We start from the raw sequence: 15,216 nt of genomic DNA on the forward strand, positions 1-15,216 counted from the left end.
GAGCATCAGAGCGACTACCACGTATCAATAGCGGTAATGCTAATCATAATCATTAGTTTTATCGGATTTCTATATTAGTGCAACGCCGGCCTATGCGCTAGCCTTTGCTAAATAACGACGTTCAACGCAGCATCAGGAGGCCTTGATGACTAACCCAGAACCCGAAACATTCCATTGCGACAGCGATGAAACGACCGGCTACCCCAACTCCCCACTGCCGGTACTGATCTACCGAGACGTTATCGACACACCTGATCCAGAGGCACGCGCCGCCACGTTCGAAGCCATGTTCAAGCGCCACGGCTGGCCGCCGTCCTGGCGCTACCATCTGTATGACTTTGACCACTTCCACTCCACCGCCCATGAGGTATTGGGCATTTTTCGGGGGCAGGCCCGTGCTCGGCTGGGCGGCCCCAACGGCCGCGAACTGATGCTTTGTGAAGGGGATGTACTGGTGCTGCCCGCAGGCGTTGGGCATGCCAGCCTGGAGGCGGACGATGACTTCTGTATGGTAGGCGCCTACCCACCAGGCCAAAAGCCGGAAATAGAGCGCGGCGACCCGGAACAGCTTGAAGCCGCGCTGAAACGGGTGGCAAACGTGGCGATGCCAGAAAGCGACCCGGTAGGAGGCTCACTCACATCGCTTTGGAGGCAAGACGCTTAAAACGGGCAGACCCCTCCCCATAGACGGTATGATGCCCAGAGACCCACATTTCAAACCGACCAGGAGCCTCATATGACCGCTTATGTGGTAATGATCAAAGAGCACACCCACGACAGTGACGAAATGGAGCGCTACAGCGAAAAGGCCAAAGCCGCCCGCGAAGGCCACGACCCGGAACCGCTCGCGTTCTACGGCGATTTTAAAGTGCTCGAAGGTAGCGCCATGGAAGGGGCCGTCATTCTACGCTTTCCCGATATGGCCGCCGCCCGCGCCTGGTATGAAAGCCCCGCCTACCAGGAAGCCCGCCAGCACCGTTTTCAGGGGGCAGACTATCGGGTGTTTATCGTGGATGGCATCAAGGGCGTCTAGAAGCCCCCATCGCCCATTAAAGGAGGACCGCATCATGATCGAGTCACGTGAAGACCTCGACGCCATCAAGCAGGCGTGCCATTCGTTGGTCACAAGGAGTTCAGGCCTCTCTGCCGGGGCGGCGATCATTCCCATCCCCGGGGTGGATCTTGGCTCAGACGTGGCCATCTTGATGCGGTTGATTCCCCGAATTAATGAAAAATTTGGCTTATCGCCTGAACAAATCGAAAGCCTGGATACCGAATCCAAGCTCTTTGTGATGACCGCCATCTCCAACACCGGCAGCAAGCTTGCCGGGAAATACATTACTAAAAAGCTTATCGTGACGGTGCTCAACAAGATGGGCATCAAGGTCGCCGCAAAGGGCGTGACTAAGTTCGTCCCGCTGATCGGCAGCGCCGTGGCAGGCAGCATTAGCTTCACCGCCACGAAGGTGATGGGCAACTATCGTAGATGGCATCTTCGAGGGCCTCGTCGGCAAGGGCATACCACTGTTGCAGGAAGTAAATCCGCAGCATGCACTCCAGGCCGGTTGGCGGCCGGCCCCGCTTGCCTGCCGAATTCGGAAAGTAGGACGGCGACAGTGCGTCGATCAGGTGTTGCCATGGCACCAGAGCATTCATCTGGGCCAGGAACCGCTCTCGGCGGGTAACCTTCGCCGAGGCTAAAACCGCATGGATGTGCCAGTGCCCGACCAACATCACCCATGAGCACCTATCTTGTCTGGGTGGCTACCAAGTATCAGAAACACTGCCACAGAAAGCAGGGCGATGAGCATTGCAGCGGCCGTCAACAGAATCGAATGCGTGGTAGAGAATGCCGCCTTCGCGGCCGTGATGAGCGCGTCAGCCCGGGCTGCGTCGAGCCGTTGCGCCACGACGATGCTGTCGCTGATCGAGCGCGTAGCCTGTGCACCGAGGGCAGACTCCAAGTGTGGAGGCAGCACAATGGTTCTGGTGTACACGCTGGTCATGAAAACCCCGAACAAGGTAATGCCAAGCCCACTGCCCAATTCATAGCCGGTGGCTTCCAAAGCCCCCGCCGACCCGCCCTTACTGGCATCCACGGCTCCCATGATCGCGATCGAGGATGCCGTCAGACCGATGCTGAGGGTCAGCCCCAGCACGGCCAGCGCTGACGGTACTGGCCAGCCAGGCGCATGGAGGTCGGCATGCGCCAGATAGGCCAGAGAGGCTGCCGCGAGCGCCATCGACATGCTGGCGACCAGCCGTAAGCCAAACCGGTTGGACAGATCGCCCGCAACGGGACCACCGACCGCAGCGGCCGCCATGATCGGTACCATGAAAACGCCCGCCTGCAACGGCGTCTTGTCCAGTACATACTGCAGCTCTTGCGCCAGCGTCAGCTCGACACCTGCCAAGGCGCCGGACGCTACTAGCGCCATCACCATGCCGGCGACGATGGCCGGATGACGAAATAGCGACAAATCCAGCATCGGCATCGCCGAACGCAACTGGATACGTGTAAACCAGGCCAGCATCGCCAAACCCAAGGAGAGCACCAACCCTACGCGCCACAGCGGCTGCCCCGCCCCCACCCCAGACTTGATGCCATAGACCACCGCGATGATACCAACAAGCAGGATCAGGGCCTGACCTAACGCCCATTTTCCTGGTGTCGTATCCTCGAGGCGTGGCAGCAGTGCATAGGCGACCGGTGCCACCACTAGCATGATGGGCACATTGATGAGGAACACCGAGCCCCACCAGTAATGTTCCAGCAAGACGCCGCCAATCAATGGGCCGACTGCCGCACCTGCGGCACCGACCGTTCCCCATAGGCCAAGCGCCATCGCGCGTTCGCGCTCGTCCTCGAAGGTCTTGCGGATGACGCCCAGAACACAGGGCATGATCATCGATCCTCCCATGGCAAGCAGCACTCGAGCACCGATCAACATGCTGGGTGTCGTCGAGAATGCCGCCAGTAGCGACGCCACCCCGAACACAACGAGACCGGTCAGCAGCACACGGCGCGTGCCGACGCGATCGGCCAACGTGCCCATCGGCACCAGCAGGCCCGCCATCAGCAACGGGTAGATGTCGATGATCCACAGCACCTCGGTGCCCGTGGCACCGAGCGCCGGCGTCAGCGAGGGCATGGCGATGTGCAGGATCGTCATGTCGATGACAACGGGCAAAAAAGCCAGCATTACGGCAAACAGGACCAGCCAACGTCTTGGGATAGCAAAAAGCATTAGACGGATGGTTCCTTGATGATGGTGGGGGCCACTATCGACGTCTCCCATCTGATGCGCCTGACGTCGCACTCTGTTCATCGCTCAGGCCGCCGCCAAGCGCCTTGTATAACGCCACCGCATTGCTGAATTCGTTGCGGCGCAAATCCAGCAGTGTCTGCCGTGACGCGTATAGCTGGCGTTGGGCATCCAGCCATTCGAGCCGACTTTCGACACCTGACCGGTAACGCAGATTGGATAGCTCAGCTCGCCGTTCGGCGCTTCCGACAACTCGCGCTTGTGCATCGATTTGACGGGCAAAGGTCTCTCGTCCCGCCAGCCCGTCGGCGACTTCCCGGAATGCGATCTGGATGGCACGTTCATACTCGACAACCGCACTCGACTTGCGCACTTCGGAGACTCGCAGCTCGGCACGCAACCGCCCATTCTGGAACAAGGGTTGAGTGATCTGCGGCGAGAAACTCCAGACACGATGCTGGCCATCGAACAGACCGCTCATGGCCGGGCTGGCATAGCCGAGCGATGCGGTCAGCGATATACGGGGGAAGAACGCCGCGCGGGCCGCGCCGATGTCGGCATTGGCTGCGACCATCAGTTGCTCCGCCTGCCGAATATCGGGTCGGCGAGTCAGCAGATCCGATGGCAGTCCTGCGGGCAGCTGCGTCATCACCGGCTGGCCTTCCAGTGGCATGGCTTCAGGCAGGTCGGCCGGCAGTTCCGCGCCGACCAGTAACCGGAGGGCGTTTCGAGCCTGCCTCACCGCGCGATTTCGGGCTTCCAGATCCGCCTCCGCCGTGGCTACCTGGCCTTCCGCCTGCACCACTTCCAGTTCACCGGTCTGCCGGGCCTGCCTGAGCAAGCGGGCCAGTTCCAGCGATTGCCGCCAATCCGCCAGCGTCCGTTCGGCAAGGTCGCGCTGTTCCAGGGCCAGTCGTTCAGTGAGATAGGCGTCAGCGACGGCCGCGACCAGCGAAATACGGGCCGCGCGACGCCCCTCCTCGCTGGCTAGATAGCGCGCCAGGGCAGCTTGCGACAGGGCCCGCACCCGGCCGAACAGGTCGACTTCGAATACGCTCAAGCCGACATTCACGCCTACCTGTTCAGTCACAATGGATGACTGAGCCGGCGTCGTTTCTCCATTGGCCGCAGTACGCTGGCGCGTGCCGCTGCCGGTAGCCTCAATGCTGGGCAAAACGGCAGCGTGCTGAATACGGTACCGGGCCTGTACGGACTCGACGTTCAGCGTCGCCAGGCGCAAATCCCGGTTATTGTGCAATGCCAGCTCGATCAGGCGCTGCAAGCGCGGATCTCGGAACATCGTGCGCCACCCGATATCGCTCGCTTGCACGGACGCGTTTTCAGATGATGCCACTGGAAAGGCGTCCGGCACGGGTGGCGCCGGTTCGATCAATTCCGGTGTCAGTGAGCATCCCGACAGAGCCAGCACGATGGGAAGAATCAAGCGCCGCATGGCATCAACGTTCCTTGTCATTATGGGGTTGCAATGATCCGGTGCGACGGGAAGAACGCCACTCATTGAAGCGTTCCTGAAGGCCCATCACGAACACGAAGAACACCGGAACAAAGAGGATCACCAGCAGCGTTCCGCTGACCATGCCGCCGAACACGCCCGTGCCTATTGCATGTTGGGTTTTGGCGCTGGCGCCAAACGCAACCATCAACGGCACCACCCCAAGACCGAAAGCGAGGGAGGTCATGAGAATCGGGCGCAGGCGCAGTCTGGCGGCCTCTACCGCCGCTTCCATCAATCCACTACCTTGCTCACGCAGCTGTTTCGCGAACTCCACGATCAGGATCGCGTTCTTGGTGGACAAGCCGATCACGGTGACCATCCCGACCTTGAAAAAGACATCGTTGGGCAGGTCGCGCAGCAACATGGCAACCACCGCCCCCAGCAGACCCAGCGGCACCACCAGGATGACCGACAGCGGAATGGACCAGCTCTCATAAAGAGCGGCCAACACCAGAAATACCGCCAGGATCGACAGCGCAACCAGCATCGGCGCCTGGGCAGCGGACTGCCGTTCCTGAAGAGACTGCCCCGTCCAGGCCACGGCGAAACCGGGCGGCAGTTGCTGGGCCAGACGCTCCATTTCAGCCATCGCTTCCCCTGTGGAGGTGCCCGCCGCCGCACTGCCGGAAATGCTGGCGGCGGGATAGCCCAGGTAGCGCACCATTTGCAGCGGCGTTTCGTCCCACACTGGCATGACCATCTCTGACAAGGGCACCATGTCTCCCCTGCTGTTTCGTACCTGCAGCTTGAGCACGTCGTCGACCTGCATGCGTGCGGCCGCATCCGCTTGCATAATCACCTGCTGCATCCGGCCCTCATTCGGAAAATCGTTGATGTAGGACGACCCCATCGCGGTCGACAGAATTTCACTGATGTTCGCGAACGAGACGCCGAGCGCTTCGGCCTTCTGGCGATCGATATCAAGACGAATGCTCGCTCCCTCGGGAAGCCCGTCGGAATAGACGTCGCTGACTGCCTTGCTGTGCGCCGCCAGTTCAAGAAGCTTCGTCTCGGCAGCCTTGAGGGCCGCCGGCCCCTGGTTGCGCCGGTCCTGCAGGAACATCGTGAAACCGGATTTGGTGCCCAGTTCATCGATGGCCGGCGGCAACATGCTCATCACCGTCCCTTCGTTCAGTTCACCCATGGCTTGTTGCGCCAGTTCCGCTTCGCCCGCCGCCGTGGCGCCGTCGCGCTGTCCCCAGTCCTTTAGGGTGGTGAACGCCAACGCCGTATTCGCGCCGGACCCCGAGAACCCGAAGCCCAGAATCGACATATTCCCGTCCACCGCAGGGCGCGACATCACGTACGACTCATACGCCTTGACCACGTCCAGGGTACGCTCGCTTGTGGCATTGGCGGGCAACTGGATGCTGGTCATGAAATAGCCTTGATCCTCTTCCGGCAGAAAAGCCGAAGGCAACTGACGGAAGGCGAACACCAGCACGCCCGCGATGACCACAAACACCAGCATGACCCGACCGCTGCGGGCGACCAGCCTCCCCACACGCGATTCGTAACGGCCGGTCATACGATCAAGCGCCTGGTTGAACCAGCCGAAGAAACCGCCTTTGTCGTGGTGCCCCGGCTCAATGGGCTTGAGAAGGCTCGCGCACAGTGCCGGCGTCAACGTCAGGGCCAGAAACGCCGAGAACAGAATCGAGACCCCCATCGCCAGCGCGAATTGCTTGTAGATCGCGCCCACCGAGCCACTCGAAAAGGCCATGGGAATGAACACCACCGTCAGTACCAGCGTGATGCCCACCACCGCGCCAGTGATTTCCTTCATCGCCTTGATGGTGGCGTCCTTTGGCGACAACCTTTCCTTGGCCATGATGCGCTCGACGTTCTCGACCACCACGATCGCGTCATCGACGATGATGCCAATCGCCAACACCATGCCGAACATCGTCAGGACGTTGATCGAGAAACCCGCCAGCAGCATTACCGTGAACGTCCCCAGCAACGCGATCGGCGCCACCAGCGCAGGGATCAGCGTGTAACGGATCTTCTGCAGGAACAGCAACATCACCAGAAAGACCAGCACCATCGCCTCGACGAGGGTATGGATGACCTTCTCGATGGAAACCTTGACGAACGGAGCCGTATTGAAGGGAATCGAATAGTTCATGCCCGCCGGCAAGCTTTGACTTAACTCGGCGAGCCGAGCCTGTACACCTTCGGCGGTACGGACCGCATTGGCGCCGGGTGCCAGCTGTACAGCCGCTGCCGTGGCCGGCTGGCCATCCTCGCGATTGGAAAAACCGTAGGATTGGGCGCCCAACTCAATGCGAGCCACATCACCCAAGACCACTTTGGAACCGTCGACATTCGCGCGAAGGACGATGGCGGCGAACGCTTCCGGCGTCTTCAATTGCCCTTGCGCGGTCAACAGCGTGGTGACTTTTTGTCCTGGCACGGCCGGAGACGTCCCCATACTGCCCGGCACGATCTGTGCGTTCTGCTCCTTGATCGCATCGGAGAGATCGTTGACCGACAAGTCATAAGCAATCAGCTTGTCCGGGTCTATCCAAATCCGCATCGCCTGCTCGGCACCGAACAGCTGCACACGACCGACTCCGTCGATGCGTCGCAACTCCTCGACGATATTGCGTGCCATATAATCGTTGAGAGCGAGCTCATCAAAACGGCCATCATCGGAATTCAGCCCCACGATCATCAGAAAACTGGATGACGCCGATTCGACGCTCAGCCCATCCTGTCGAACCGCTTGCGGTAACCGAGGCTCGATCGCCTTGAGCTTGTTCTGCACATCCACTTGCGCCAGCTCCGGGTCGGTGCCTGGCTTGAAGGTGGCGGTAACAGACGCCGAGCCGGAAGAATCCGCCGACGACTCGAAGTACAGCAGCTTCTTGACGCTGGACAGTTCACGTTCGATGAGACCGAGCACGGCATCGTTCATGGTCTTCGGCGTGGCACCAGGATAAGTCGCGGTGATGGTCACCGAAGGAGGCGCGACCGAGGGGTAGTGAGAGACCGGCAACTTCGGAATGGCCATCACGCCCAGCAAAACGATGAACAGCGCGACCACCCATGCAAAGACCGGACGCTGGATAAAAAACTGCGGCATTTCGAGTACTCCGAAAACTCAGAAAGAGGATGCCGCCGAGGCACTCGGTGACACGGACATCTTCACGTCGCGGGCGTTGACACGGATGCCGTCGGAAAGACGCGCCGTCCCCTCGACCACGACGTTTTGCCCTTCTTTCAGTCCCGACCGAACCCGATAGCTCCCATTCGTCAACTCCCCAAGTTGCACCGCCACCATTTTCACCGTATCGCCGGCATCGACCACCCAAACGTAGGGCTTCCCCCCGATCCGCACCACGGACTGTTGCGGCACCGTCAACGCATTGGCATAGCTTGCAGAGGGCACCCGGGCGCGCACGAACATACCGGGGAGAAGACGATGCTGCGGGTTGTCCACAATCACACGCAGCAAGACACCTCCCGTACTGGCATCCACGTTGATACTCGAAAAGAGAACGCGTCCGGTGACATCGTAGGGCGTGCCATTGCTACGCAAGATGTTGACCGGTAGCCCTTTTTCGAGGGAGGCGTGCGTCGCTAGCGTGTCTTGTAGCGTTTCGAGCGAGGAAGCCGGGCGCTGAATATCGACATACACCTTATCGATCTGCTGTACACGGGCCATTGGCTTACTATCGCTGCTGGCGACAAGCGCACCCTCCGTGACCAGTTCCTGGTCGATGCGCCCGGCAATGGGCGATTTCACCGTGGAGAATTCCAGGTCGAGACGGCGGCGCGACAGCGTGGCGCGCGCCTCGGCAACGTCAGCGGCTGCCGTCTGACGTTTGGATACGGCATCGTCATAGACCTGACGGCTGATCGCCTCTGCCCTGACAAGGGGCTCCAGTCGGGCAGCGTGCTTACGTGCACTCGCCAGCTCGGCCTCGGCTTTCTGCAAGGCCGCTTCCGCGGTTTCCACCTCGGCACGGAACGGCGCCGGGTTGATTTCGAACAATGGCTGACCGGCTCGTACGCCTTCCCCCTGTTCAAAAAGTCGGCGCTGAACGATCCCGCTGACCTGAGGGCGAATTTCCGCCAGGCGAAAGGGTGCCACCCGGGCCGGCAAGTCCTCGGTCAGCTCCAGGCTGACAGGCGCTATCGTGACGATGGAGACGCGGGGAGGAGGTGAATCGACTTCCTGCCCAGCAGGCCCGCAACCGACCAAAACGGCCAGCAACATGGCACAGAAGACAAAATTCCGGCATAAATGTCGGATTTTCATGGATTTATCTCCTTCAGGCACGGGCAGACTTTCTGCCTGCAAATGGCATGAAGGGAACTATATCCATGAGGAATGGCGTTTACGTCGATATTGTGTGTAGATACGATGGAGATAATAATAAATCTTTTATCGGGCTCTCCATGACCACCACGAATCAGCTATCCTCTGCCTCGTCCGACTCCCAAGCCCTGGTTCTCATCGCCGAAGACGAGCCTGAGATCGCCGATATTCTACAGGCCTACCTGAGACGTGCGGGGCTGCGGACCCTTTGCGCCGAAGATGGACGTAAGGCATTGCAGATGCACTTATCCATGAAACCGGATATCGTGCTGCTTGATGTGAAAATGCCGAAACTGGATGGCTGGCAGGTGCTGTCGGAGATTCGCCATCGTGGAGGAACCCCTGTCATCATGTTGACCGCGATGGATCAGGATATCGACAAACTGATGGGCCTGCGTTGCGGTGCCGATGACTATGTCGTCAAGCCATTCAATCCAGCCGAAGTCGTCGCCCGCACTCAGGCAGTATTAAGGCGCACCATGGGTGATGATGGTCACCAGCCTAGTATCCTGAGAGTCGCCCCCTTCGAAATCGACCTGGACCAGCATGAAGCCTGCGTACAGGTGGCGGACGAGTTGCACAGCCTCCCACTGACGCTCACCGAATTCAGATTATTGACACATCTTGCGCGTTCACCCAAGAAAGTGTGCACCCGCGCCGAGCTATTGGCTGCCTGTCTGCCCGAAGGCGATGCGCTCGAGCGCACGGTAGATAGCCATATAAGCAAGCTGCGTAAAAAACTGGAAGAACTCGGATTGAAAGGTATTCCCGTCGGCATACGCGGTGTCGGGTACCGCCTGTGGAGTGCGGAATGAAACTCATTGGATTGAGCCGCACAATCGCGTTGACAATGGCAGCGATGGCTTTTGGCATAACGCTGTTAGTCGTGGTGACCTCTTATGTTTTCTATTTCATTACCTTCCGTTTTTGGCAGGGGTCGATTAACGAACCCAACATGTTCCCGTCGGGGCTAGAGTGGGCTTGGCTCGTTAGCACTACGCTGGTTGGGCTGGCGTTCGCCGTGATAGTGGGCATGCACTTGGCACGTCGCATTCTGGTTCCCCTAAACTCCGTAACAGAAAGCATGCGCCGCGTCGCGCAAGGCAACCTGGACGTACGCGCCACGACGGGTGATCGCTCGTTAGGCGAAGCCGCCGTGTTAGCCAACGACTTCAATGCCTTGGCAGACCAATTACAGCGAATGTCCAAGGAAATGACATTCTGGAATGCGGCCATTGCTCATGAGCTGCGTACGCCCGTTACTATTTTACGCGGACGCCTACAGGGCTTGGCAGAAGGTGTATTCCCTCCCGAAAAACCCCAGTTTCTGAGCCTTCTTACCCAAATCGACGGCATGGCACAACTGATTGAAGACCTTCGCGCCGTAAGCTTGGCCGAAAGCGGCCATCTAAACCTTGAGGTCAAGAAATGTGATCTTTCGACTGACATTGAATCAGTCGTAGAATTTTGTAGACATGCCCTAAACGCATCAAATCATTATCCAATTCTTGATCTGCAATCTAGCGCTGTGTACTGCGATCCTGTCCGTATTCGTCAGGCATTGCTTGCACTGCTGGAAAACGCTCGCCAGCATGCATCACCAGGGTCGCTTATCATCCAAACGCGCCAGGATGACGGGGGGTATGTGTTGCGTGTTGTGGATTCTGGCCCGGGGATTCCTCAGGAATATGCCTCTCATATTTTCACGGCATTCCGGCACGCACGGGAGACTGGCAGTGGCATGCCAAGCGACACGCGAGGAAGTGGGCTCGGATTGGCGGTGGTGGCGGCTATTGCAAGCGCCCACCGTGGCGAGGCCAGATGTTATCCCTCTGATGAGGGGGGATCTTGTTTCGAATTGCGCTGGCCTACTCCATCACATAGGGCGTGATGACATAGCGCGTGATTGCTGAATGGTTGGCACCTATCCACCAGGCCAAAAGCCGGAAATAGAGCGCGGCGACCCCGCACAGCTTGCGGCAGCAAAAGACCGGGTGGCTGCCGTTGGCTTACCCGAGGATTATCCGGTAGGTGGGTCTCTAGCAGAGTTGTGGGGGAAAGCTATTTAGAATACAAGGCCCTGCAGACAAGTACCCACTGAACCCTCACTTATCGCCCCCTCTGCTGTCCGGTACACGGCCGTTGCCTAGGCAGAGCGATGCTTCGCAACGTGGTACTACAGCTCACGGCTCCACACCTGACCGACAAGATCCTTACCGAAGCTGTGATGGGGCGTTTCCTCAACCAGTTCGAAACCCGCCCTTTCATAGATCTTTCGCGCACCGACAAGAACACTGTTTGTCCACAAGATGATTTTTTTATAGCCAGCTTGGCGGGCGAACCTTAGGCATTCATCGACGAGACGACCGCCTATTCCAAGACCTCGGGCGCAGGGATCGACATAGAGTAATCGCAGCTTTGCGGTCGCTTCGTCTTCCCTAACGACGAACACGGAGCCAACGACACTTCCTTGCTTCTCGACGACCCAGCACCGTTCCCATTGCGGGTCATAATCACGCAGATACTTGGCGACGATGTCTGCTGTCAGTGCTTCATATTCACTGTTCCAGCCGTACTCCTGGGCATACAGAACCGCCTGCCGATGGACGATCCATCCCATATCGCCCGGCTGCGGATCGCGCAGCATATAATTCGCATCCGTATCGCCAAGCAGGCTCTCGATTTGATGCATCGCCTCGATCAACTGGTTTTGCTCAGGCTCCGAAAGCCGCTTGAGCATGGCAACAACTTCGCGCTGCGACGCATCACTCAACGGCAGGTAAGTTTCCCGCCCATGATCAGTCAATTGCAGTTGCGCCGCCCGGCGATCGGAGGGCAAGGGGATCCTGGTGATGAGCCCCTTCTTCTCGAAGCCTTTCAGCACCCGGCTCACGTAACCGGCATTGAGCCCCAGCTCCCGGCAAATATCCGAGCTGGTAAGCATCGGCCGATGCGCCAGCTCATACAGAATGCGAACCTCCGTTAGCGAGAATGAGCTTTCCAGCAGATGCTCGTGCAGCACACCGATCTGACGCGTGTAGAAACGGTTGAAGCTTCGCACCATTCCGGCTCGCTCATGCAAGCGTTGTTCTGCGGCCATGTAGAGACCTCCAATTAGTTGCCATAAGCACATAATTAATTGCTTTTGGCAACCATGTCAACAAGGTCTCATAAGAAACTACTGACAAAAGAAATGAAGTTCACTCGACTGCGAGACGACCTGCATATCAAGCGCCCCACATCTCCCAAGCAAGCAACACTCAACGTACCAAAACCATCACCACAAGCACCATGGTCAGCAATAGCAAGTACACCCCGGCATGGATGCGGTCAGGGATGCGTCCGATCCAGGTCGACGCCAGGCGGATACCGAGCCATGAGCCAACTGCGAGTACCAGCAAGGCGCGGAGATCCACATAGCCCGCATACCAATCGCCCAAAGCGGTATCACTTGCCGACAACAACACATACGTCGCGGTGCCACTTACCGCCATCGGCAACGACAACGGATTGGCCATAGCGGTGGCCGCTGTCATACTCGCGCCTCTCCGACACATGAGCGGTACAGTCATCACGCTGCCACCAACACCCAACAAAGCGGCCACCGCACCAATCAATGTCCCCGTCATCGCCGTTACCCCAGGCCCCATAGGACGCACATTACTCCCCGCCTGATGCAGACAACCAGGCCGCAGAACGGCATCCGCAATCGTAATACCCAAATAGCCAATGAACACCCAGCGCACCCAATCCCCACTTAACGACACCGCGGCTGCCGCGCCTAGCACAGCGCCCATGGCGATATAGCCGACCAGCGGACGCACCAGATGCCATTGCACGGTCTGTCGCCGATGGTGACGCCAAGTCGCTAATGAGGCAGCAAACACCATCAACGCCGTCGAGGTGGCCACCGCGATATGCATGGCCGCCTGACCGATACCACTATCCGGCCCATGCACAGAAATCAGTAAGGTATACAGCAAAGGAACCACCACAAACCCACCACCGAAACCAAACAGCACAGTGGTGACTCCCGCCAACCCGCCACAAAGAAGCAATATGCTATACACCGGCACTCTCCTAATTAATCCAACAGGAGGAACGATATTCCGGCAAGGGCTGGCCGACATTAGCCATTTGGACAATAATCAGTGTGTTTCGGCCAAGTTGACGATAATGCTCAATACTCCACTGTCAGACGTAGACCAGGTAGCAAGGCCCCTGGTAGCTATCGGCACTGGCTACCGCCCCGGCACACTGCTCGACTTTCATACCCATCGCCGCGCCCAGTTTCTCTATGGCATGACCGGCGTGATGGAAGTCAATACGGATGATGGCACCTGGATGGTGCCCCCGTTCAGCGGCGTCTGGCTGCCGGCGGGCAAGCGGCACCAAGTGCACATGAATGGGGTGAGTACCCGAAGCCTGTATATCGAGCCTCACGTCGCGCCACGTACTTCGCTCAACTGCGAGGTGCTAGTCGTAACACCTCTCTTACATCACTTGCTGCTGGCTTCCGCCCACATCCCCGCGCTCTATGACGAAAACGGCCGCGACGGCGCCCTGGCTCAACTACTCCTATACGAACTGGAACAGGCTCAGGCCCTGCCTCTATTTGCACCCCTGCCCCAAGACCTTCCCCTCGCCCGCCTGTGCAAAGAGTTTCTTGGCCAACCGAGCATTCACACCCTTCCGGAGGAGTGGGCGCGGCAGTTACATTGCAGTCAGCGCACCTTCAATCGCCTGTTCCGTCAGCAGACCGGGCTCTCCTTTGCCGTATGGCGCCAACAGGCCTGCCTGATGGCGGCTATTCCCAGGCTACTGTCCGGCAGTTCCGTTACCCGAACCGCGCTGGAACTGGGCTACGACAGCCCAGCCGCTTTCTCCAGCATGTTTCGCAAGGTACTTGGCCAATCCCCAACGGCCTTCGTCCGGGCGGCTAGCCGCCAAAAGGAATAACTGCCTCAACAGACCTGGGAACGCTTCCAAGGTGCCGACTACCGAGCCGTTGCCCAAACAGTTCGGTTGCCTCGCCTTTGGCGATTAAGGTTTTCTTTAACTCACCAATGGCTCTCAAGGCTTCTTCCAACTCCAGCGAGTGCATAACGGGCTGTTTGATGTTTAGCTCAGTTGCTCGGCAATCTGCGCTTGGCTTAACCAAACGGTCTCTTGCTCTAGCGCCACCTCCAGGTGTGCTTGTCCATCTTCGCTGGTGAATATCTGTATTTGCTGGTCATTCATCGACTGCCGCCTCCATTTTATTGCGGCCAACACATCGCTAACGCAATCCCTTAATTAGCCGACATCAACACGCGCCGACAGTAGGCAACATGCAGAAATGACACCAACAGCGGCATGGTGTACACGCCTGCCGCCATGACGACGACCCACTCGGCAGGCTCCCAGCCCAACAAAATCAAACCATAAAGCAGCAACGGAACACCCAAAAGCCCAGCCCCCAAACAGGCCGCGCGCCACCACCATGCACTGTAAACCGGCCGCTGCTGACGCGGCCATGTCGTGGCCAACGCCACTCGCCAAAGGCCCGCCATACCCACCAAGCCCAACAACACAAAGTGGATAACCACTATCTGCTCCCACCAGGGAAATGCGTTGGCAAGCACTACCCCCACACCAAGCAACCCGCAAAGTAGCGTAATTGGCAGTGCCAATAAGAGCATTTCAGCAGCAAGCAGCATGCGGTGGGGCAGCATCCTCGTCATGGTGTTTTCCTTAACCATAAGCTTTGAAGGTTATGAGTGGTTAGCATAACGATGCTCTCGAGGTAATCCTTATCGAGAACACACCCACGACCGTGGCAAAAGAATTAGGCATTTGGCTCACCCAAGCAGCACCGAATAACGCGTGCTGCGCCCACCGCCGGGTAGCTTCTAAAGGCAGCCCTTTTCTACCAGATCAGCCAAATCACGTGTTGCGGTGGCCTTACTTACCTTGGCTAGCGATTGGTATTTACGCGCATTGATGCCCTGTTCAAATGCCCCACTGCTGTGTCAATTATTCAGATCATATCGTGAGCCGATTATGGTTAATATTCGGCTCATGATTAGGATTAGTTTCAGTAGTATACATACGCATCGGCCCTCGTT

The 15,216-nt window shown here is 58.4% G+C and carries 13 protein-coding genes and 2 pseudogenes; 6 read left to right on the plus strand and 9 right to left on the minus strand.

Annotated features, from left to right (window positions below; genetic code table 11):
- Nucleotides 1-145: 145 nt before the first annotated feature.
- Both GA0071314_RS14180 and GA0071314_RS14185 read left to right on the plus strand, forming a co-directional pair.
- Nucleotides 146-664 (plus strand): cupin domain-containing protein, encoded by a 519-nt coding sequence (locus GA0071314_RS14180; protein ID WP_074397258.1) that lies wholly within the window; start codon nucleotides 146-148, stop codon nucleotides 662-664.
- Nucleotides 665-736: 72 nt separating this feature from the next.
- The gene (locus GA0071314_RS14185) at nucleotides 737-1,033 is read left to right on the plus strand and encodes a DUF1330 domain-containing protein (RefSeq protein WP_074397259.1); all 297 of its coding nucleotides are present in this window, start codon (nucleotides 737-739) and stop codon (nucleotides 1,031-1,033) included.
- A 443-nt stretch (nucleotides 1,034-1,476) separates the two neighbouring features.
- Here the strand turns inward: GA0071314_RS14185 and GA0071314_RS19350 are convergent.
- The 5 genes and pseudogenes from GA0071314_RS19350 to GA0071314_RS14215 form a co-directional block, all read right to left on the minus strand.
- A pseudogene (locus tag GA0071314_RS19350) lies at nucleotides 1,477-1,734 on the minus strand (transposase); the annotation flags it as partial.
- Nucleotides 1,734-3,248, minus strand: coding sequence for an MFS transporter (locus tag GA0071314_RS14200; protein ID WP_074397260.1), 1,515 nt, complete (start codon nucleotides 3,246-3,248; stop codon nucleotides 1,734-1,736). The gene GA0071314_RS14200 and the pseudogene GA0071314_RS19350, both read right to left, overlap by 1 nt.
- Nucleotides 3,249-3,282: 34 nt before the next feature.
- Nucleotides 3,283-4,719: an efflux transporter outer membrane subunit gene (locus GA0071314_RS14205; protein WP_074397261.1), complete on the minus strand. Its 1,437-nt coding sequence runs from the start codon at nucleotides 4,717-4,719 to the stop codon at nucleotides 3,283-3,285.
- Nucleotides 4,720-4,723: 4 nt separating this feature from the next.
- Nucleotides 4,724-7,870: a multidrug efflux RND transporter permease subunit gene (locus tag GA0071314_RS14210; protein ID WP_074397262.1), complete on the minus strand. Its 3,147-nt coding sequence runs from the start codon at nucleotides 7,868-7,870 to the stop codon at nucleotides 4,724-4,726.
- An 18-nt stretch (nucleotides 7,871-7,888) separates the two neighbouring features.
- Nucleotides 7,889-9,049 carry an efflux RND transporter periplasmic adaptor subunit gene (locus GA0071314_RS14215; protein WP_074397263.1) on the minus strand — a complete coding sequence of 387 codons (1,161 nt, stop codon included), beginning with the start codon at nucleotides 9,047-9,049 and terminating at the stop codon, nucleotides 7,889-7,891.
- A 140-nt stretch (nucleotides 9,050-9,189) separates the two neighbouring features.
- Between GA0071314_RS14215 and GA0071314_RS14220 the strand changes: the two genes are divergently transcribed.
- From GA0071314_RS14220 to GA0071314_RS19535, 3 genes are read left to right on the plus strand one after another with little or no spacing between them, the layout of a single operon-like run.
- Complete coding sequence (locus tag GA0071314_RS14220; protein WP_074397264.1) at nucleotides 9,190-9,924, plus strand: response regulator; 735 nt, start codon at nucleotides 9,190-9,192, stop codon at nucleotides 9,922-9,924.
- The gene (locus GA0071314_RS14225) at nucleotides 9,921-11,000 is read left to right on the plus strand and encodes an ATP-binding protein (protein WP_074397265.1); all 1,080 of its coding nucleotides are present in this window, start codon (nucleotides 9,921-9,923) and stop codon (nucleotides 10,998-11,000) included. The genes GA0071314_RS14220 and GA0071314_RS14225 overlap by 4 nt, the downstream gene beginning before the upstream one ends.
- Before the next feature lie 22 nt (nucleotides 11,001-11,022).
- Complete coding sequence (locus tag GA0071314_RS19535) at nucleotides 11,023-11,178, plus strand: hypothetical protein (RefSeq protein ID WP_231896460.1); 156 nt, start codon at nucleotides 11,023-11,025, stop codon at nucleotides 11,176-11,178.
- Between the two features lie 107 nt (nucleotides 11,179-11,285).
- Here the strand turns inward: GA0071314_RS19535 and GA0071314_RS14230 are convergent, their stop codons facing one another.
- Entirely contained in the window at nucleotides 11,286-12,209 is a 924-nt protein-coding gene (locus GA0071314_RS14230; protein WP_074397266.1) for a bifunctional helix-turn-helix transcriptional regulator/GNAT family N-acetyltransferase, read from the minus strand.
- A 160-nt stretch (nucleotides 12,210-12,369) separates the two neighbouring features.
- A complete protein-coding gene (locus tag GA0071314_RS14235) occupies nucleotides 12,370-13,179 on the minus strand; it encodes a sulfite exporter TauE/SafE family protein (protein WP_074397267.1) in 810 nt (269 codons plus the stop codon).
- 106 nt (nucleotides 13,180-13,285) lie between these two features.
- Between GA0071314_RS14235 and GA0071314_RS14240 the strand changes: the two genes are divergently transcribed.
- Nucleotides 13,286-14,068, plus strand: coding sequence for an AraC family transcriptional regulator (locus GA0071314_RS14240; RefSeq protein WP_074398542.1), 783 nt, complete (start codon nucleotides 13,286-13,288; stop codon nucleotides 14,066-14,068).
- A gap of 332 nt (nucleotides 14,069-14,400) precedes the next feature.
- Here the strand turns inward: GA0071314_RS14240 and GA0071314_RS14250 are convergent, their stop codons facing one another.
- Nucleotides 14,401-14,832 (minus strand): hypothetical protein, encoded by a 432-nt coding sequence (locus GA0071314_RS14250; RefSeq protein WP_074397268.1) that lies wholly within the window; start codon nucleotides 14,830-14,832, stop codon nucleotides 14,401-14,403.
- Nucleotides 14,833-15,000: 168 nt separating this feature from the next.
- Nucleotides 15,001-15,105: pseudogene (locus GA0071314_RS19800) on the minus strand (Fic family protein); the annotation flags it as partial.
- Nucleotides 15,106-15,216 lie beyond the last annotated feature (111 nt).

Source organism: Halomonas sp. HL-93, from assembly GCF_900086985.1.
Taxonomy (GTDB): Bacteria; Pseudomonadota; Gammaproteobacteria; order Pseudomonadales; family Halomonadaceae; genus Vreelandella.